Annotated in this window: 17 protein-coding genes; 14 read left to right on the top strand and 3 right to left on the bottom strand. The window is 28.2% G+C overall.

Annotated elements, in window-relative coordinates:
* Window positions 1-177 precede the first annotated feature (177 nt).
* Window positions 178-939, bottom strand: coding sequence for a hypothetical protein (locus B2694_RS11500; RefSeq protein ID WP_346885861.1), 762 nt, complete (start codon window positions 937-939; stop codon window positions 178-180).
* A gap of 178 nt (window positions 940-1,117) precedes the next feature.
* Between B2694_RS11500 and B2694_RS11495 the strand changes: the two genes are divergently transcribed.
* From B2694_RS11495 to megL, 7 genes are all read left to right on the top strand, one after another.
* Entirely contained in the window at window positions 1,118-2,674 is a 1,557-nt protein-coding gene (locus B2694_RS11495; protein ID WP_346885860.1) for a hypothetical protein, read from the top strand.
* Window positions 2,675-2,754: 80 nt separating this feature from the next.
* Complete coding sequence (locus tag B2694_RS11490; RefSeq protein ID WP_150844557.1) at window positions 2,755-3,024, top strand: putative Se/S carrier-like protein; 270 nt, start codon at window positions 2,755-2,757, stop codon at window positions 3,022-3,024.
* Window positions 3,025-3,321: 297 nt separating this feature from the next.
* A complete protein-coding gene (locus B2694_RS11485) occupies window positions 3,322-4,818 on the top strand; it encodes a hypothetical protein (protein ID WP_346885859.1) in 1,497 nt (498 codons plus the stop codon).
* A complete protein-coding gene (locus B2694_RS11480; RefSeq protein ID WP_346885858.1) occupies window positions 4,811-6,337 on the top strand; it encodes a hypothetical protein in 1,527 nt (508 codons plus the stop codon). Before B2694_RS11485 ends, B2694_RS11480 begins: the two co-directional genes overlap by 8 nt.
* Before the next feature lie 247 nt (window positions 6,338-6,584).
* A complete protein-coding gene (locus tag B2694_RS11475) occupies window positions 6,585-7,313 on the top strand; it encodes an HAD-IB family hydrolase (RefSeq protein WP_346885857.1) in 729 nt (242 codons plus the stop codon).
* 106 nt (window positions 7,314-7,419) lie between these two features.
* Window positions 7,420-8,667, top strand: a complete 1,248-nt coding sequence (locus B2694_RS11470; RefSeq protein ID WP_346885856.1) for a sigma 54-interacting transcriptional regulator — start codon at window positions 7,420-7,422, stop codon at window positions 8,665-8,667.
* A 274-nt stretch (window positions 8,668-8,941) separates the two neighbouring features.
* Window positions 8,942-10,138 carry a methionine gamma-lyase gene (gene megL, locus B2694_RS11465; protein WP_346885855.1) on the top strand — a complete coding sequence of 399 codons (1,197 nt, stop codon included), beginning with the start codon at window positions 8,942-8,944 and terminating at the stop codon, window positions 10,136-10,138.
* Between the two features lie 61 nt (window positions 10,139-10,199).
* On the opposite strand, the gene B2694_RS11460 is transcribed toward megL, so the two are convergent.
* Window positions 10,200-12,008: a tetratricopeptide repeat-containing glycosyltransferase family 2 protein gene (locus tag B2694_RS11460; RefSeq protein WP_346885854.1), complete on the bottom strand. Its 1,809-nt coding sequence runs from the start codon at window positions 12,006-12,008 to the stop codon at window positions 10,200-10,202.
* A gap of 284 nt (window positions 12,009-12,292) precedes the next feature.
* Here B2694_RS11460 and B2694_RS11455 point away from each other — a divergent pair, with 284 nt between their 5' ends.
* From B2694_RS11455 to B2694_RS11425, 7 genes are all read left to right on the top strand, one after another.
* Window positions 12,293-12,592: a hypothetical protein gene (locus B2694_RS11455; protein WP_346870502.1), complete on the top strand. Its 300-nt coding sequence runs from the start codon at window positions 12,293-12,295 to the stop codon at window positions 12,590-12,592.
* 74 nt (window positions 12,593-12,666) lie between these two features.
* On the top strand, window positions 12,667-13,464 hold the full coding sequence (locus tag B2694_RS11450; RefSeq protein ID WP_414632731.1) for a DNRLRE domain-containing protein: 798 nt from the start codon (window positions 12,667-12,669) through the stop codon (window positions 13,462-13,464).
* A gap of 173 nt (window positions 13,465-13,637) precedes the next feature.
* Window positions 13,638-15,662, top strand: coding sequence for a glycosyltransferase (locus tag B2694_RS11445; protein WP_346885852.1), 2,025 nt, complete (start codon window positions 13,638-13,640; stop codon window positions 15,660-15,662).
* Between the two features lie 158 nt (window positions 15,663-15,820).
* On the top strand, window positions 15,821-16,231 hold the full coding sequence (locus B2694_RS11440) for a hypothetical protein (RefSeq protein ID WP_346885851.1): 411 nt from the start codon (window positions 15,821-15,823) through the stop codon (window positions 16,229-16,231).
* An 82-nt stretch (window positions 16,232-16,313) separates the two neighbouring features.
* Window positions 16,314-17,525: an efflux RND transporter periplasmic adaptor subunit gene (locus B2694_RS11435; protein ID WP_346846897.1), complete on the top strand. Its 1,212-nt coding sequence runs from the start codon at window positions 16,314-16,316 to the stop codon at window positions 17,523-17,525.
* 2 nt (window positions 17,526-17,527) lie between these two features.
* Window positions 17,528-18,199 carry an ABC transporter ATP-binding protein gene (locus tag B2694_RS11430; RefSeq protein ID WP_346846455.1) on the top strand — a complete coding sequence of 224 codons (672 nt, stop codon included), beginning with the start codon at window positions 17,528-17,530 and terminating at the stop codon, window positions 18,197-18,199.
* Complete coding sequence (locus B2694_RS11425; protein ID WP_346885850.1) at window positions 18,200-19,402, top strand: ABC transporter permease; 1,203 nt, start codon at window positions 18,200-18,202, stop codon at window positions 19,400-19,402.
* A gap of 41 nt (window positions 19,403-19,443) precedes the next feature.
* Here B2694_RS11425 and B2694_RS11420 read toward each other — a convergent pair whose 3' ends face one another.
* Window positions 19,444-20,103, bottom strand: a complete 660-nt coding sequence (locus B2694_RS11420) for a Crp/Fnr family transcriptional regulator (protein WP_346879226.1) — start codon at window positions 20,101-20,103, stop codon at window positions 19,444-19,446.
* Window positions 20,104-20,142 lie beyond the last annotated feature (39 nt).

Below are 20,142 nucleotides of genomic sequence, written 5' to 3'. Positions count from 1 at the left end.
GTTGAGTGTTTTTATTATAGTATATGAGTTTTATGGAAGAAAGGTGATGAGAGATAGGCATTTATTATAAAATAATATACTTAAGAATAGTATCACCTTTCATGATTACTAATTTTAACGAAGTTAAATTATTCATATAACTACATAAACCTTAATTATTTTTCAGTTATAGTACTTTTAATCATTATCATCACAGTCTGGGAATAATGGATCTAAGTTTTGATCTGGATAGAACTTAGGAATTGGGGCTCTATCAAATCTTTCACATGGATCTTCTTCAGGCTCTTCTTCACATGGTTCTTTTGGAACTGGACAGTAATCATAAGCAGGGATGAGTAGTTGTACAATAAGCTCACATTTTACAACAATGTAGTAACCTAAAGTAATATCTAAAACATCATCGCCGTTTGGATCTTGTAATAACTCGCCATCTAGAGCTTCAGCAACCATTTCAAGCTTTATAATGTTAGAATCTAAATCTTCAGCTTGTTGAACAGGTACAAAACTAGCTGAAATTTGAGCTATGGAATCAGGACAGTAGAACTTTCCAATTATATCTGTCCTATTAATTTCATATAATTCACTTTTGTTTACACCATTACAATCAATATAGTCAGCACAGAAAGAAATCACATAATTTAGGACTATTTTCTTGAATCCTGGTTTTCCTTTAATAGGAATTTTATCTACGGAAAGTAGTTCTACATTGAAGTCTCTACTACCAATATATCTCTTAGGCTCAATAAGTGGGTCACTTCTCAATTGATTATCTGTTGTATTTGTGTCTGGGCCTTCACCGTATACAAGACATCTTTTAATTAAGCATTGATCAAAAATTTTAGGAACTTCAATGCAAACTAATTCTGAAGGATCAGGTAAACGCCCTTGTTTATTTACAAGACCAGGACGTGGCACAAATTTCTTGAAGTTAATGGACATAAATTCTCCTCCTCTTGAAAAATTATGATAAATATAAATTTATTTAATACTTACAATACATCATATGTAAGAATATTAAAGTGGTGATATTAAAAAGGCAAGTTAATAAATTTTTTGTTCTATAGAAGTGCATAATAAATTTTTATTTAAATATAATTTTATAAAGGGGGGAGTGAGTATGAATGGTGTATATCCTTGGATATATGGGGACTGTAGAGATAACATATGGAAGTTTTCACTAAACGATAATAAAGAATTATGCTATAGAATTATGTACAGTGAAGGAAAATGGACTAAAGAAACTCTAATTGATGTAGAAGTGCTAGGGTTTGATGTTTATATTAGTGGAGATGAGATAATACATGTGGTATACAGCAATACTAAAGGTGAGCTGAGATATTGCACTATGAAAGATAAACGATGGTTGGGAAAGGTACTTTACCAAGTGGAAAGTAATGAGTTTGAAATACAAAATTTAAAAGTTGAAATTGTAGAAGAGGAGATGCATATCTTTTATTTACTTGTAGGTAATGATGGTAGTGACCATGGCGTATTAATGCATTGTATATGGAACGGAAAAGAAACTAAAACTACTACAATACAAGACATTATATTGATACCAAATTTAAAAGAATACTATTCAATACATGTAAATAAAAAAAGAAATATTTATGCATTTTTTATTACAGATGAAGGTGATGAAGTTTCTTTAAACTATTGTAACTTTGAAAGTAATAGGTGGTCGTCTGTGAGAAGGCTTTATGGTATCCAAGGAGAGGATATAGGTTTTGAAGTTCTAATGGTTCAGCAAGAGATTCATATACTAAATAAATCTAGAGAAGACTCTATATATTTTCTTGATCATGTTTCTATAGATATTATTGGAAGTTTAAAAGAATTTAGAGTTCATGAAAGTAGAAAGGAACTAAATGAACCTATATTATTTACTGAAAGTAATAAATTATATTCTTGTTGGCTAGAACAAGGTAAGATTTTCTATTCAGCTTTTGATGGCGAAAAATGGGACGGTCAAGTCTATTTTGATAGAGGGAATGAACTTACAGTAGAAAGATATAATTGTTTTATTTATATAGATAAAGATAGTGATAGAAAAGTAAGAAAAATTTACGGAACTAGGGGATTAGATCTGTATTTGTTTGATCCTAGTGAATTTATAGTAAATATAAAAGATTCATTAGAATCTAAAGGAGGTAAAGCTAAAAAAATAGTATCGCAGGAAGGAGAATCAAGTGAAAGTTTAAAATTTGAATTATCTCGCGTAAATTTAGAAAAGAAAAATTTAGAAAAAAAAATTACTGCTTTAAATCTGCAATTACAAAAAAATCAAAGATTTATAGAAGAATATGAAGACCAAATTTCTAGAGTATTAGAACAAAAGCGTAAATCTGATGAGAATTGTAATATATTTTTAGAATTACAAAAAAACATTCAAAAAGAGCTAGAAGATACAAAAAAAAGATTTTTGGAAGAGGAAGTTCTTACAAGAAATATTCAAAAGGAGTTGGAATATACAAGAGAAAAATTGATAGAAGAAAAAAAGATTAAAATAGCTGTTGAAAGTAAATTGAAAGAATGCCAAGAAGAAAATGTAATAATTAAACAGCAAAGTGAGATGATAAATGAAGAAAGAATGAGGTTGAGTGAAGAACTTGAATTAGAAAAGAATCAATCTATTATGGAACGATTACTAAGACGAAGACCAGGTGGAGTATAAAGTCACTTCTAAAGTTATAAAGCATACAATAAAGTAAGGACATGTATAAATTAGGTAAACACAAAATAGAGGTGAATAATATGAAAATAGAAGATTACGATTATATCATGATCTTTACTTCTCATCACAGAGCGTTATATATTTATGAGCGCTTAATTAAAAAAAATATTGTAGTAAAACTTGTTACTGCTCCTAATAAGATTAATATTAGCTGTACTCAGGCAGTGAAATTTAAAGAAATAGATATGGAAGTCATACAGAAGGAATTACAGAAAAATAATATTTATCCAACTAGCACCTATAAAATTGTTAAAGACGGAAAAAGCGAAATTTATGAATTAGTAGAATAAAATTTGCTTAGTCAATTTTTAAAGGATTATATTGCATAATAAGCAGGTGTAAAGCATATTTTTAGAATAAGAGTGAACTCGGAAACTAATGTTAAATGGAAGCAAAGGAGTTTTTATATAGTTTTAGTGCCGATCACTCTTTGAACTAATATTTAAATAATATGTATTTAAAATTACTTTTAGTAGGTTAAGAAGTAGCAAATTTGATATTAATATAAAGGATATAAGAGAGTTATATGAAGGTTTGCTAGTTACATCAATATATTTTGTTAGTAAAGGAGGGGTGAAGAGGAGTCTATGTTTAATAAAAGAGAGAAAAATATCTATTATGTATCACATTTAGGAACAGAAACTGTATCCATAATTGACGGAGATAATTATAGTATTATAAAAGAGATTGAAATTGGTCCAAGGCCTCTAAATATTATTGTTGATGAAAAAAATAATATATATATAGCTAGTGATAGAAATAATAAAGTTACACTTGTTGAGGATTTATATGATTCTAGTAAAATATGGGAAATTGCTAATAACGGTAATATTAAAGTTGATTCAATAGCTCAGAAAATCTATGCTAGTGATACTGAAGAAGTGTGTATTTATAGTCTAAGAACTGGTGAAAAGATTGGGTGTATAAAAGGATTTATTGCTGCGGAAAGTTTAGAACTTGACAAAGAGAAGAAAAAATTATTTGTATTAGACATTTTTCAGAATGAAATAAAAGTTTATGATACATCAAACTTCCAATTAGTAAAAGTATATAAAGATGTTGGGACTGCACCTATATATATGATCATTGGAGAAGATGAAAATTATATCTATATTTCAAATAAAGGAATTAGTAAAGGAAATTGTAAGGGGAATGTTTCTGTATTGAATCTTGAAAATGGAGATGTTTCATATATTGACTTTCCAAAAGGATCGTCTATCTCATATTTAGTACAGGCAGGACTCCTTTTATATGTAGCAAATAATGGGTTACATAGAATTGAAGTTGTAGATATATTAAAAAAAGAATGTATAGCAACAGTAAAAACTACTCTTCCAGAGTTACAAAGAATTAGATTATCTCCTGACAAAAAAACTCTATTTGTAACTAGTAAAAGTAATGATGGAAAAGGTGTATTTGAAAGGATTAACATCTCTGATAATTCTATTTTAGATAGTTTTACTTTTACACATAATAACAGTATTCCTTACGATATAGGTATTGTTACTCAGAATAAATTTGAAGTAGAGGAAAAGTCTTTTGCTTTCACAGGTTTGGAGGATAAAGGAAAGCAAGATAGTACTACTGCAATACTGGCCAAGAAAGTTTTATCTACGTATCAAGAAAAAATAATATTTTCACAGGTTACAATTGAAACATCTTCAAAGGATGACACAGTTATAACTGTAGAGGATATTATATTTAAAAAATGTGAAGTTATGAATGAAACGAAAAATAGAAAGATTATAGATAATGAAAAAAAATACTCAATTTTTCAATATGATTTTTATATTCCTTACTATATAGAATGTATGGATGAGATGGATCAAAAATATATATTTGAAGGAAAACTTAAGGGAACGCAGAAAGCTACTTTATATATACCTTCGGACGCAGAACAAAAGGGAATGGAATTTGTAATTAACTCTTTTGCTAAATTAATAAGCACTCCAGTATTCATAAACAAAAGTTTGAAGTTTGATGTTAGTGTCTTAATTTCAACAAATGTAATTGTAGAGGAAATAGTATTTATTCCATTTTACAAAGACTGTGAAAGTTTTGGAGGAGGGGGGAAAAATGACTAATGAAAATTATGATTGTTTTTTAGTCAAGCAGCAAGATGGGAAATTACTAAAGTTTTCTTATGATAGTGAGCAAGGTATATATTATCAAATCCTTATGAAGCGTGAATGGTCAGAAAATATAAGTGTTTACAAAGATAGTTTTAAATATTTTTATGTTTTGGAAGACTGGAATGGGGAAGTTCATGTTTTTTGTCAGGATATTTGTGGAGATCTTATTCTATGTACATTAGAGAATAAAGTATGGAAGTATAATACTCTTCTCAATATGAAACATGATACAATTACGCCTGTACAAATTAAAGCATTTTTTTGTTTGAAAGATATTCATTTACTGTATAGCATAATAGACAGATATACTTATTCAGAAGTGTTAATTCATCAAGTTTACAATAGAAAAGTAACATGGACTAACCCACAAATTATATCTAACCTAGAATATTATGTAAGGTTTCCGTATAGTATTTGTAAAGATAGTACTCTTAGTATAGTATCATTAAATACTATGTTAGGTGGAGGATATCAATTAGCTACTAGAAGTTTTCATATTAATGAAGGGAGATGGGGAAAGGAGGAGATTATACATACATCACTCTTAACATATATAGATTTTGCTTTTTGTGTAGAAAGAAATAGAAACCATTACCTATTTATTGAACAGGACGATCAGGTTAATAGAGTGATTTATCACTATAAAGAAATAGGAGTAAATAAAAATATTATACTATTTGAGCATGTAGATATAAATTCTTGCTTATTGATGTTGTATAATGAAATTTTATGGGCTTTGTGGATCTGTGATAATAAGCTTTATGGTTGTTTTTCTAAAGATTATGGACAAAATTTTAGCAATTATAAGATATATAAACTATTTGATAATATATTACCTAAAAAAGTAGTATATCAAGAATACTTAGAAAATAACAATAATAATTTTTTTATCAATGAGATATATGTAATGAACTTGAATGGAGATATACAATTATTTTTACATGAAATTTTGGATACTTCAGAAGAAGGCAAATTACAGAAAAATAAAAGTTTATTGAAAAAAAATGAAAGGTTAAATTTAAAGAAGAAAAATTCAAAAATTTATTTTGAAAAAATTGAAATAATTAAAAAGGAAAAACTAGAATTACAGTTAAAACTTAATCAGGCATATGAAGAACTAAAAGCATTGAGTGAAGATATAAAACATGAAAAAAGTCAAATTTCAAATCTAAAGTATAAATTCTATAGTGAAAAAGAGAAATTAAAATCATATATAAATGACAATGACATGTTAAGAAGGAGAAATAGTTTTTTAGAGCAGAAGATATTATTAAGTGATAATGAAAAAATACTAACTGAAAAGAAATTAGCTGAAAAAGAGAAGGAAAATGAAAAATTAAAACAACAAATGACTCATGAATGTATTGAGAATCTATCTGATTCAGAAGAAGATAGAATAAAAGATAAAAATAATATCCCAAAGCATGTTAGATTTTCTTTGATTAAATGGTTATTTGATGATGAACTTTAAAAGTATGCTAATAAAGCTTTCATCAAATTTTGTATGAAGTTTTTAAAATTATATTTAAAAGGTAAAGAATATGAGATGCATTAGTAAAGTTTAGTCAATTAATCCCTTTATGAATACTAGACTTTAAATCATAAATATGTTATTGTAGATAGAATATTATAATGGAAACTTCTTCTTATTTTTATTTGAAGAAGTAAATCTACTAACAAAAGTGTAGAGTTGAAGTGTAACTTAAGGAGGGCTTTATATGGGAAAGATTGCAGCATTTTTTGATATAGATGGAACTATCTATAGAGAAGGTTTAATAACAGAAGTTTTTAAAAAAATAATAAAATATGAGTTAGTTGAAGAAGATAAATGGTATAATGAAGTTAGGCCAGCTTTTTCCAAGTGGGATATTAGACAAGGGGATTATGATACCTATTTACTTAAAATGATTGACGTTTATATTGAGGCCACTAAGGGGTTAAGCAAAGAACATATAGAACATATAGCTAGAAATGTGATTAATCAGAAAGGTGATAGGGTATATACATTTTCTAGGGATAAAATTAAATGGCACAAGGAGCAAGGACATGTTGTAATTGCTATTTCTGGATCTCCTATAGAGCTTGTAAGAGAGATGGCAGGAAAATATGAAATGGACGATTTTAGGGGTACAATTTATAAAGCTGATAACCGCGGAAAATATACTGGCGAAATTATACCAATGTGGGATTCTGTAAGTAAAGAAAATGCTTTAATGGAGTTAAAAGAAAAATATGATATAGATTTAAGTAAAAGTTATGCTTACGGAGATACTTCTGGGGATTTAACTATGTTTAAATCTGTAGGAAATCCATATGCTATAAATCCAACTAAAGAACTTATTTCAAAGATAATAGAAAATGAAGAAGTAAAGAAAAAAATCAATGTTATAGTGGAACGAAAAGATGTTATTTATAATTTAGATATAAATAATTTAGAATTAATCTAAGTAAAATAAAGTTTTATATTTTAAGGGATAGCTTAAGTGGCGTTACAATAGAAGTCTTGTAACGCCACTTTTAAACATAGTACTTTCTTACAAAAGGGGGATTTGTATGATTAGATTTGAGATAATTACAAAAGATAGATTAGGAATTACAGTAGAGATATTAGAGAAAATTTACAATAGGAAAATTAACTTAATTTCTATGGAGGTGTTTTTTCAAAAGGTATGTGTAAAGGTTGAGGACACGGAAGATGGGTTGAAGAAGGAACTAATGAAAGAGATTTGTAATATTAAAGATATTATTTCCGTTAAAGAAATGGATTTATTATATTATGAACAGAAAGAAAAAAAGTTGAAAGCTATAATAGATTCAATAGAAGATAGGGAATTCAAGAACATTATTGGTACAAGCAAGGCAATAGAGCGAGTTAAAAATATGACTTTAACTATTGGAAAGAGCAACTCAACTGTGTTATTAAGAGGTGAAAGTGGTACGGGTAAGGAAGTCTTTGCAAAGGCAATACATGACATAAGCCCTAGGTGTAATAAGAATTTTATTGCTATTAACTGCGCGGCATTACCAGAAACATTATTAGAGAGTGAGTTGTTTGGATATGAGCCAGGAAGCTTTACAGGTGCAATGATAGGGGGAAAAGATGGCATTATTAAAGAAGCTAGTGAAGGAACTTTATTTCTAGATGAAATAGGAGAAATGCCTATGTTTATCCAAGCAAAGTTATTAAGGGTGATACAAGAAGGAAAAATTAGAAAAATTGGTAGTAATAAAGAAGAAGCCATAGATGTAAGAATCATAGCAGCAACTAATAAGAATCTTGAGAAAATGATTAAGGATAAAACTTTTAGAGAAGATTTATATTATAGATTAAATGTAGTTCCTATGTATATTCCAACATTAAAGGAACGATTAGAGGACATTCCACTTTTTGTACAGTTCTTTATAGATAAGTTAAATTATAAATTAAATAAAAATATAAAGGGTGCTGATGTTGAGTTCATTAGCGAGTTAATGAAATATCATTGGCCTGGAAATGTTAGAGAGTTACAAAATGTTATAGAAAGAGCAATGAATTTATGCAAAGGTGATATATTAACTGAAGAGGACATTTTTATTAATTTTAAGAATGATATTTATAGCTATGGATCTAAAGATATTATAGATAAAAAATCTGATGAATATTTGCAGCTACCATTAAAAGATATAATGGAGAAATGTGAAAAAGAAATTATTAAAAAAACTATATATAATTATAAGAGTTATAGAAAAGCTGCAAGTGTACTTAAAGTTTCTCATACAACAATAATGAATAAAATTAATAAGTACAATATAAAAATGTAGGTGTTTTGTATTAAAGCGCGTAAAGATTAATTTACATATGTAAATAAAACTTTACGAAAAAAATTTAGTGAGTAAAGAAATATTTACACTAACTTATTATAAATATTATAAGTTGCATATTATAAAAATAAATGAGTTTCTTCCTTTCCTTGTTATTAAAGCTTTGTCTAAAAGTATATGCACCTAGATTTAGTATCACTTAGATTACCCTTAATTTGGCACTAGAATTGCTATATATTATTGTAAAAATAATTTATATTGGGAGGTCAAATTAATGGGAAATAATTTAAAAGCAATGGGCTTTGCTACTAGAGCAATTCATGGTGGACATGTTAAAGATCAATTTGGTGCTTTAGCCACTCCTATTCATCAAACAGCAACCTTTACTTTCGAATCTGCTGAGCAAGGTGGTAGAAGATTTGCCCTTGAAGAAGGCGGATATATATATTCAAGACTTGGAAATCCAACAAATACTCAATTGGAAGAGAAGTTAGCAATATTAGAAGGTGCAGAGGCAGCAATTTCTACTGCATCTGGCATTGGAGCTGTTGCATCAGCATTTTGGACAGTGTTAAAAGCTGGAGACCATGTAGTAGCAGCAAAAACTCTTTATGGATGTACCTATGCTTATTTGAATCATGGAATAAGCAGATATGGGGTTGAGGTAACTTTTGTAGATACTACCAATCTTGAAGAAGTAAGACAGGCTATGAGAGAAAATACTAAGGTAGTTTATTTGGAAACACCAGCAAATCCAAATCTTGAAGTTGCAGATATAGAAGCCATAAGTAAGATAGCTCACCAAAATAAGGATTGCATAGTAATGGTTGACAATACTTTCTGTACCCCATATATTCAAAGACCATTAGAATTTGGAGCTGATGTAGTAATTCATTCAGGAACAAAGTTCTTAAATGGTCATGGAGATGTAATTTCTGGTTTTGTAGTTGGAAGTGGAGAATTTATAAAAAATGTTAGATTATTTGGTGTAAAGGATATGACAGGAGCTAGCTTAAGTCCTTTTGATGCATTTTTAATCATTAGAGGTATGAAAACTCTAGAAATAAGAATGGAAAAACATTGTGAAAATGCTATGAAAGTAGCTAAATTTTTAGAAGGACATAATGCAGTAGAAAAAGTATATTATCCAGGTTTAGAAAGTTTCCCACAATATGAATTAGCTAAAAAGCAAATGTCTTTACCAGGAGCTGTAATAGCTTTTGAGGTAAAAGGTGGAATCGAAGAAGGTAAGAAAGTTATAAACAGTACAGAGCTTTGTACAATAGCAGTAAGTCTTGGAGATGCTGAAACTTTAATTCAACATCCAGCATCAATGACACATTCACCATACACTAAAGAAGAAAGAGAAATGGCTGGTATTAGTGATGGATTAATAAGAATAGCTGTTGGTCTAGAAAATGTGGAAGACATAATAAATGATTTAGATAATGCATTAAAGTGTATACTATAATATAGTATAGAACTAATAAAGACTCCTAAATTAACGTTTGGGAGTCTTTAATTATATAGATTTATGAGACGTCTTTATTATTAATGCAATATTGCAATATATCTAGACTATCACTATCATAAACTTCAAATTCTTTTATTGACCTAATGATTTCTTTTTTGGCATGTTCAATATACCCATGTTTAAAATATAGTTTTCCTAGATTAAGAAGCACAAATTTATTATTTATTAAATTTAGTAAGTGTACAGCTATTTTAAGTTCGTCATATTTATCATTTATAAGCAATATTTCACATATTTCTAGAATAATATCAAGATATTCCCTTTCGTTTTCATCTTCAGATAAAAGAGTGGTGGATTCTTTGGTAAATAATTTTAAAAACTGTGAATACACTTCTAATAGTTTTTTATTGTAACCTGATAAGGAATCCTCTTTAAAATTGGATAATAAGGATAACGCCTTATCGTAATTATTAGTTAATACACTACTTATAACTTTGTACATTGAAAAATATAAATTTGAAGAATTATCATCAACTATATTGGGCATGTCAATACACTTGGTAAAGGAACCAGACATTACAAGACATTTAGCTTTAAGTAATACCAGCTCTTCAGTAATAGTTTCAGATAGTTCACATTTTTCTACGTATTCCAATGCTATTTCATAGAGTCCTTCATTATAAAACAAATCTGCAATAATATGATTAGATTTTGGAGAACTAGAAATAAGATCTTCTATAATCCTTTTAAAGTTATCCATTGGGGTATTTTTGAATTTTAATATATCTCCAATAAGGTATAAGGGATTAAGGAAATCGGACTTTGATTTAAGTGTTTCAATATAATAATTGTATGCAGCATCATAGTCTTTTAGTGCGAAGTAGGCATTGCCTAACTCATAGTATGCCTTAAAACTTCCTATTCCATATAAGCATTTTAATTCAGATGGTGCTTCACCTAGCTCAATACATTCTTTAAGAGATTCTATCTGAAGTGTAGGCATATTCATATCTTTAAAAATAAGAGATTTTAAAAAATATAAGTCAGTAAATTTAGGATAATGCTTAATACCGATGTCTATGAACTTAAAAGCTGTATCATAATTTTTAATTTTATAGTTTAAGAAAATTATCCTAAATATTAGTAAATAACTATATCCGTTGTATGGATCAAATTTCTCATAGGATTTATAGTAATGTTCTAACGCAGTTTCATTATCGTTTAATGCTGCGTATTCAGTACCTAGGTTAAAATGGGCAAAGGAATCATTGGGATCTTTTTTTATTTGCTCATTTAAAATAGGTATATTTCTATTTCTTTTATTCTTAGACTCTATTGATTTAGTCATATATCCATAATGACTAATTTGCATTAATTGATAAATTGCTTTATATTTGTTTTCTGAGTATACTAATTGATTATGAATTTCTCCCTCATAGTGAGTTCCGTGGTTATTTTTAAATAGTCTAGGATTTAAATTTATAGTTATTGAATTATCATCAACAATATTTCCATAATAATTTAATGTTTCAAAGTAGTAAATCGCATTTTCATCTAACTGTCTATTTAATAAATCTTTCAAGTTTTCTTGATTCTTAGGGGTTAATTCATCATCTGCATCTAATATAAGTATCCAATCTTTGGTAGCATATTTTAGGGATTCATTTCTAGCTTCACTAAAGTTATTGCACCAAGGAAAATAGTAAACTTTAGCCCCAAAGCTTTTGGCTATATCTACAGTTTTATCCGTAGACCCTGTATCAACAACAATTATCTCATCTACAATATCTTTAATACTGTTAAGACAGCTTGGTAAATAGTTTTCTTCATTTTTTACAATCATGCATAAGCTTACTTTATTTCTCATAATATATAATCTCCTCTTTTAAATAAAAAGCTTCATTGTTTTAATAAATAAAATAGTATATTAATTTTACTATATATACTATGTGAAAATTTAATGAACTGTTCTTGTAGTAAACATTACTATTTGCAAAACAAAATAGAGTATAATGGCAAAATTATAATTACTATGCATGCATTTATAAAAGTAATTACATGAATATTAAGCTTGCAAATCACATTTTATGTATAAGGTCATATAATATATCAGGAGCAAAATCCTAAAAATAAATTTGGGGGATGAATTTTATGGCTTTAACAATTGATTTTGATACTCCTCAAACTGGTACACCTCGTTCTGTTGGAGTTACAGGCACTGTTGCTAGGAATAGTCTTGCTTATTTAACAATTAGACTTAATGTTACAAATGCTGTTTCAGCAGGAAGAGATAGATCATTTTATAGAGTAATTGCTTATGATAATACAGCAAATGGAACATCATTAGCTGTTAATACTTCTTATACTTTGTCAATTGTACCAAAGTTTATAACAGGTGATACTGTTGACGAATCTACTGGTGTAGTAACCGCATGGTCATACACCATCTAGAATTATTTAAAATGGCATGGAGCAATTTATTGCTCCATGCTTTAAACTAATGGATTAAAAAAGAGGTGACAAATTTGTCCAATATAATAATTTATGCTACCAAGAGTCTTACCGTAACCAGTAAATTGATAAACGGAAATATGAATAAGCCTACTATAACTGTAGGTAGTGATGGTATACACAGCTATATTAGTTATTTATTTTTTGATATTTCTAGTATACCAAGTAATGCCTCAATTTCTAGTGCAGAACTTGTATTGTTTAAGACAAATAATTTTTATGATGATTGTAGGAAAATATTTTCTATATACCCACTATGTGATTATTTCAGTACTTATACAACTTTCAATAATCAGCCAGAAATAAATTGTAATATTAGAAAGAATTTTCATCCAATGACTTCAAATGTAGCTATAACAGTAGATTTAACCGAATTTGTTGTATTATGGTTACAAAATAAATTAAGTAATACAGGAATAGCATTACTTGATAGAAGTAATAGTATTGTTACACAATTTGGTTCTTCAATATGTAAGGATAGATATCTTGTTCCATTTTTAAAAGTGGTTATAAACGACGAGTGTAAATGTTGTAAGGAATGCAATTGTTGTAACAAAGATGAAGGTACTATAAGGCAGGTAAATGTCAAGGGAACTGTTGCAGAGAATTCAAAGTATGTAGCCATAGTAAATATTGGAGTGACAAGAAGTGGTACTGGACATACAGATAATTATTATGTAACTGATGAATATAACAATTTGTCAAATAGTAGTCCTCTTTATGTAGATAAAATCTATAATATGGCTATAGTACCAAAGGAAAATCCAGGAGATATAGAGACTGTAAGCTTTTATGGTTCATATAAGGAGTAGATTATTGTTTTCTACTATAGTTAGTAATCTTTTGTTTAAATTAATATAAAACTGGATGATTACTAATTAACATAAAATATGGTAAAGAAAAATAAGATTTTATTGGATAGATTACCAATAGAATAAGTATCTATTCTTACTATATTTAATAATAGTAATAAAGGAGCGATAGTATGGTTGAAAATGTAAGTAGTATGAGAGTTGATTCTGAGAAAAGTAATAAAAAAAATATTGTATTTTTCGTAAAGCAGGGACTAGATAGTTTTTTAAAAGATATTATTAATGAATTATCCCATGACTATGTAACTAAAAAAATAGTGGTAACAAATTTAAAACAAATTGATGAAGGGATGAAGTTTGCCGACATATGCTGGTTTGAGTGGTGTGATGAATTAATATCCTATGGAAGCAAACTGGATATTGCTAAAGAAAAGAATATTATATGTAGAATACACAGCTATGAATCCTTTACTGAATATCCATGTAATGTTTACTGGGAAAATATTGATAAAATCATATTTGTATCAGAACATATAAGGAATTTTACTATTAATAATTTCAATATAGATAAAGAGAAAACCATGGTAATTCCTAATGGTATAGATATTACTAAATGGACTTTTAAAGATAGAAAACCTGGGTTTAATATTGCATATGTAGGTTATATAAACTATAAGAAAGGACCTATGCTATTGCTTCATACGTTTAAAGCTATATACGATAAAAACAATCAATACAAGTTATATATTGCTGGTAAATTTCAAGATGCTAGAGATGTTTTATATTTTAATCAAATGATAAAAGAGTTTGGGTTGGAAGATAATGTGATTTATGAAGGATGGCAGGATAATCTAGATATATGGCTAGAAGACAAAAATTATATTTTATGTACAAGTGTATTGGAATCACAAAACATAAGTATTATGCAAGCCATGGCAAAAGGAATAAAACCTATAATCCATAATTTTGTTGGTGCAAAAGAAATATATCCTCAGTGTTTAATTTGGAATACAATAAATGAGGCTCTTGAGATGTTAATTGATAGTAAATATGATTCTCAAGAGTATAATTGTTTTGTTAAGAATGATTTTGAGTTGCAGGATCAAATAGAAAAACTAAAGGCATTATTCATAACTCTAGCTGAAATAAAAAAAGTTTCAATGATTGAGCAACCATTAGTTACTATAGGAATAACAAATTATAATGGTAATAAATATTTATCAAAATGTGTAGATTCTTTTATAAATCAAACCTATCCTAATATAGAAATTTTACTTATAGATGACTGTTCAACAGACGGCTCTGATGAAATAATTAGAAATTATGAGAAAAAACATAAAAATATACGAGGAATTTATCATAGTCTGAACTCAGGTGGAGCATCAAAAGGAATTCAAGAAATTATTAGTAACGCAAAGGGGAAGTATCTTCAATGGATTGCTTGTGATGACTTTGTAGAAAGGGATGCTATTTACAAATTTGTAGATTATTTAGAAAAAAATACAAACAAGGACTATGTATTTAGTGACTTTAATATAGTGGATGAAGATAATATAATAGTTCAGCAATGGAACTACCAAGTTCATCCTAAATATGAGGTCATTGAACGTATTTTTAAATCTGCATCGGGTATTATACCTATGAATTGTCTTCATAGATTGAATTTTTTTAAGGACAATAAAATAAATTGGATAGTTTATAAAAACAATGATTTTTCTGCAGATACATTGAATTGTCTGCAGTTAATAAAATATAATTGGAATTATGGAAAAGTAGATGGTGCAGTAATAAATTATAGAATTCATTCAAATAATTTATCACATAACTTACAAAGGAGAATAGATTCATCTGTTACTATATTCGATTATATAATTAAAAATTTTAAAGAAGAAGTATATGCATCTGAAATTAAATGGAGTCAATTTGAGGATAGGGACCAGCTAAAAAATTATGTAATAGCTCAATTTTATTATAATCAAATTCAAAATCATTTAAATATGAAAGCAATACCCCAATATATAAAGTGTAATGTTACTAAGGAAGAAATAGTAAAATATTGTTTTGTTTTTGCAAAGGAAGGGATGAAGTATATTGATGAGGGATTAAAGCATGGAGGAGCTTTTGTAAATGAATTTCTTAATTTAAAAGGATTATATGATACGTATAAAAAAGAAGTAGAAGATTTAGGAGGTATTTAGTAAATAGCTATAATATAATTAATTCTTGTAGTTTATAAATTCACATACTTTTAAGTATATAAATAGTATTTTTAATTAATTTATACAAAAAAGTATAAGTTTCTGCTAAAATAGTATTAGAAATTATTTAATATAATTATATAAGGGGGAATTATAAAATGGAAAAAAAGACAAGAGGTTTTTGGACCACATTAATGTTAGTGATTTACATTCTTGGAGGAATTAATTCGCTTTTTACTCCACTTACAAATAAGAATACAGCCCAAATATATCCAGAACTTGCCCTTAGCAATGGAATGGTAGTATTTTCAGTTATATTGGGAATAATAATTATTCTTATTTCTATAGGTATTTTTATGTGGAAAAAGATGGCGGTATATGCTTTGGCAGTATACTATCCCGTGACATTTCTAGTAAATTTAATTACAATAGATTTTAGTATGGGACCAATAGCAATAGGTATAATAATTGGTGGAATAATAAGCATTGTAATATCATATCTAATAGTATTCAGCCTACTTAAGAAAATTAAATATAATGAAGAAGCAGAAAATACAATGAATGTATAAAATTAGTGTATAGTAAATAAAGAAGATAGATTCTATCTTCTTTATTTATTATAAAATAGGACAAGGAGTGAAGAATTTGAAGATGGATTTCAATCTTTCAAAGAAGAAAAAGTATATACTGATTGTCATTGCAGTAGTATTATTTATAATACTTTCAGCAGTAATAATTGCTATAAAGTTAAAAGGACCAAAAGAGGAGACAACAATTACTCATGAAGATAGTTATGAAATCAAGGGAGAAGAAACATTAAAATTTAATGGTATTAGTATTATAAGTGATGAGCAAATCATTATAGTAGATAAGTCACAAGGAGAATTAAAAGATATTAAAGTTAAAGATGGACAAGAGGTAAAGAAAGGCGATGTATTATTTTCTTATCTTAATACTGCAGTTGAAGATCAAATAGCACAGTATGATAGGGAAATAACCTCCAATAATGGCAAAGTATCTAGAGTGAAGAAGGAAAAGGATAAAGTTAACACAAGCATTAATAAGCTACAAGGAGATTTAAATGCAATAAGTGGTGAACTAAATAAAGTTAAGAGTGAAATATCTAAGCTTAGTACATCAGAAGAAAAAGAAGCTCAAAGTCAATATAATGAATTATTGAAAACAAAAGATGTCCTTGAAGGTAAGCAACTAGAAGTTTCTCAACAAATAGAAATGTTAATGAATCAAGTTAATGGCATAGAAACTGAAGTAGCAAGTTATGAAGAGGGAAACAAGTCAATAGTAACTGAAAGGGATACTTTAAAGAAAAAAATAGGTAAAGATATAGTTGCAGATATAGATGGAGTAGTGAAAGTAAATAGCAAGGGTATAGATGACCCAACTGTAGCCTATATGAGAATAATATCTAAAGAGCCTTTAGTTAAAGCAGAAGTTTCTGAATTTGATGTAAAGAATTTAAAAATAGATGATGAAGTAATGTTAAAGGTTATTAGTAGTGGAGAATATATTAAAGGTACTATAACTGAAATTGACGAGCTACCTATTGAAGAACCAGGAAGAACTACAACAGGATACAATTTTTACATAAAACCAGAAAAGAGTATCAGAATAGGGTTTAGCTTAGAGGTTAAGTGCAATTACAAAGGAATAGAAATACCTAAAGATTATGTATATGAAAAAGATTCTAAGATACATATACTTAAGGAAAAAGGCGAATCTTATGAAGATATAGAAATAAAAGCAACTTTAGAAAATGATAAGTATTATTTATTAGATGGAGCTATAGGGATAGGAGATAGGTTGATTAAAAATCCTTCTACGGTACTAGAAGGGAGCAAATAATTATGATTAAATTAAAAGACATAAATAAGTTTTATGTTACTGGGGATGAAACTCTTCAGGCATTAAAGGATGTTAATTTAGAGATAAATAAGGGTGAGTTTCTAGCAATAATGGGACCCTCTGGATCAGGAAAATCAACACTTATGAAAATATTAGGATTGCTGGATAAAAAGTTTGATGGAAGTTACACATTTTTAGATAAAAATATAAGTTCTTTTTCAGATGATGCTTTAAGTAAGTTTAGAAATGAAAAGATAGGATTTGTATTTCAAGATTTTAACCTTATAAAAAGGCTTTCAATAAAAGAAAATATTGAAATACCTATGCTTTATAGAGGTCATAGAATAAAGGAAACCAAGAAGCGAGTTGTAGAACTATTAAAAAAGGTTAATCTTGAGAGTAAAATAAATAAGTATCCTACTGAATTATCAGGAGGACAACAACAGAGGGTATCTATTGCTAGAGCATTAATTAATAATCCAGATATAATAATTGCAGACGAGCCTACAGGTGCTTTAGATAGCCATACATCTAAGGAAATAATGGGTATGTTTAAAGAACTTAATGATGAAGGAATTACTATAATTTTAATCACCCATGATGTAAATGTAGCAAGACAAGCTAATCGAATAATGTCTATTTTCGATGGTGAGCTTAAGGAAGGAGAATTTTAGATGAAGCTTAGTGTTCTAATTTTTTCTGCTTTAAGAAATCTTATAAGAAATAGAAAAAGATCTTTCTTAACTATGTTAGGTATAATAATAGGAATAGCAGCAGTAATTACCATAGTTGCATTAGGGGAGGGGTATAAGAATAAAACTATAAAAGACTTTACAGGAGAAAACGAAGGTAAAGTTGTATTAAATGCAATGTTTACTCCATCAAATGCGGAACATATTAATGCTGCAGGAAATAGTTTTAATAATAATGATAAAAGAGCTATAGAAAGATTACAAGGAATTGAATCAGTAGAATATATATATTCTAGCAATGAATATGGTGAGCTTGTAGATTTACAAGTAAGGGGAGCTGCCATTCAAGGAATGGCTTCAAAGGTAGAAAAAACTGATTCTCCAAAGATTATAGGAAGAAATTTAAGTGAAAAAGATAATGAAAATTCAACAAGAACCATAGTATTAAGAGAAAGCCTAATTGGTGATAAGGTTGAAGAGAAAGAAGAGTTAATTGGAGGTATTGCAACCTTAAAGGGTATTACCTTTGAAATTGTAGGTATTATAGAATCTGATGAAGATGAGGAGTTTAGCTTTAGCTTTAAACCAGATATTCAAATTCCAAAGAACACCTATGATAAGTTTTTCCCTTCCAGTGATGTAGTTCAAGGTATGAGTATTACCTTAGTTAATGGAGTAAATGTTAAGGATACTATTAAGGATATAGAAAACGTCCTTAATGAGGAAGGCTCTAAAAAAGCTGAAGGAGAATATATGGTAATGGATACCAGCGGAATAATAAAAATCATGGGTTCGGTACTAAATACATTAACTTTATTTATTGCTGGAGTTGCTGGTATATCATTATTTATTGCAGGAATAGGTGTTATGAACATGGTTTATACTTCTGTTTCTGAGAGAACTTTAGAAATTGGAATAAAGAGATCAATAGGAGCCAGAAGAAAAGATATAAAGCGAGAATTTTTAGTAGAAGGTGTAGTTATTACTGTCACTGGTGGAGTGATAGGATATGTATTTGGAATAATAATTGCTAATATCATATCTTATTTTATGCACATGGCAATAATACCAAGTCTATTTACTGCATCTGTAGCTATAGGAATTTCCATATTTATAGGTATAGTATCTAGTATAATTCCTGCCAATAAGGCTGCTAGTGCAAATACCATTGATATACTTAAATAAAAATAGTGGTGGACTTTTTAAGTTAAAGGTCTACCACTTATCTATTTATCAAGGTTTACTATTGTAATAGAAAATGCATCGTATTCTATTAACCCATCTTTTCTCATTTTATTTAATTCACGGGATAATGAGGATCTTTGTACCCCAAATTTTTCTGCTAAATCCTTTTTAGTTACTTCTAGTTTAATTATATTACTCTTTTGAACATAGCTTTCATACATTAGAAAGTCAATTATGCATTGTCTTATAGATTTAAGAGAAAGTGTTTTTATTTTATCTGTTAAAATTAAGGTTTTGTCTGAGATGGAGTGAAGAAATTTAGATAAAAAAGTAGTATTACTTTGGCAGAGACTTAAAACTAAATCTTTTTTTAAGTGTATAAGTGTTACTTCCGTTTTTGCTAGAACCATCATTGGATAAAAGTTTTTATGGGAAAAAAGCAGATTTCCTCCTAGTTCACTTCCGATAGTAAAATCACTTATTGAGATATAGTTTCCTTTCTCATCAGTGCTTTGTACAGAGACAATTCCTTTCAGGACTATATCAAAAGTAACACATTTTTCATTTTGAAAATAAATTACGGAATTTTTTTTATAAGTTTTTATATTGAAAGAATCTTGTACAAATAAATGATTAATAGTGCTCATAGAGATATCTTTAAATAATTCTGTATTTTCAAGAATAGAAATAAAATCTAACATTATTATTTCTCCTTTTTCAAAATTAGTTACCTTGGTAAC

This window comes from Clostridium sp. UBA4395, assembly GCF_002390995.1.
In the GTDB taxonomy this organism is placed as follows: domain Bacteria; phylum Bacillota; class Clostridia; order Clostridiales; family Clostridiaceae; genus Clostridium_J; species Clostridium_J sulfidigenes.
Note: the sequence above shows the minus strand (reverse complement) of the source record. Positions and strands in the feature narration are given on the sequence as shown.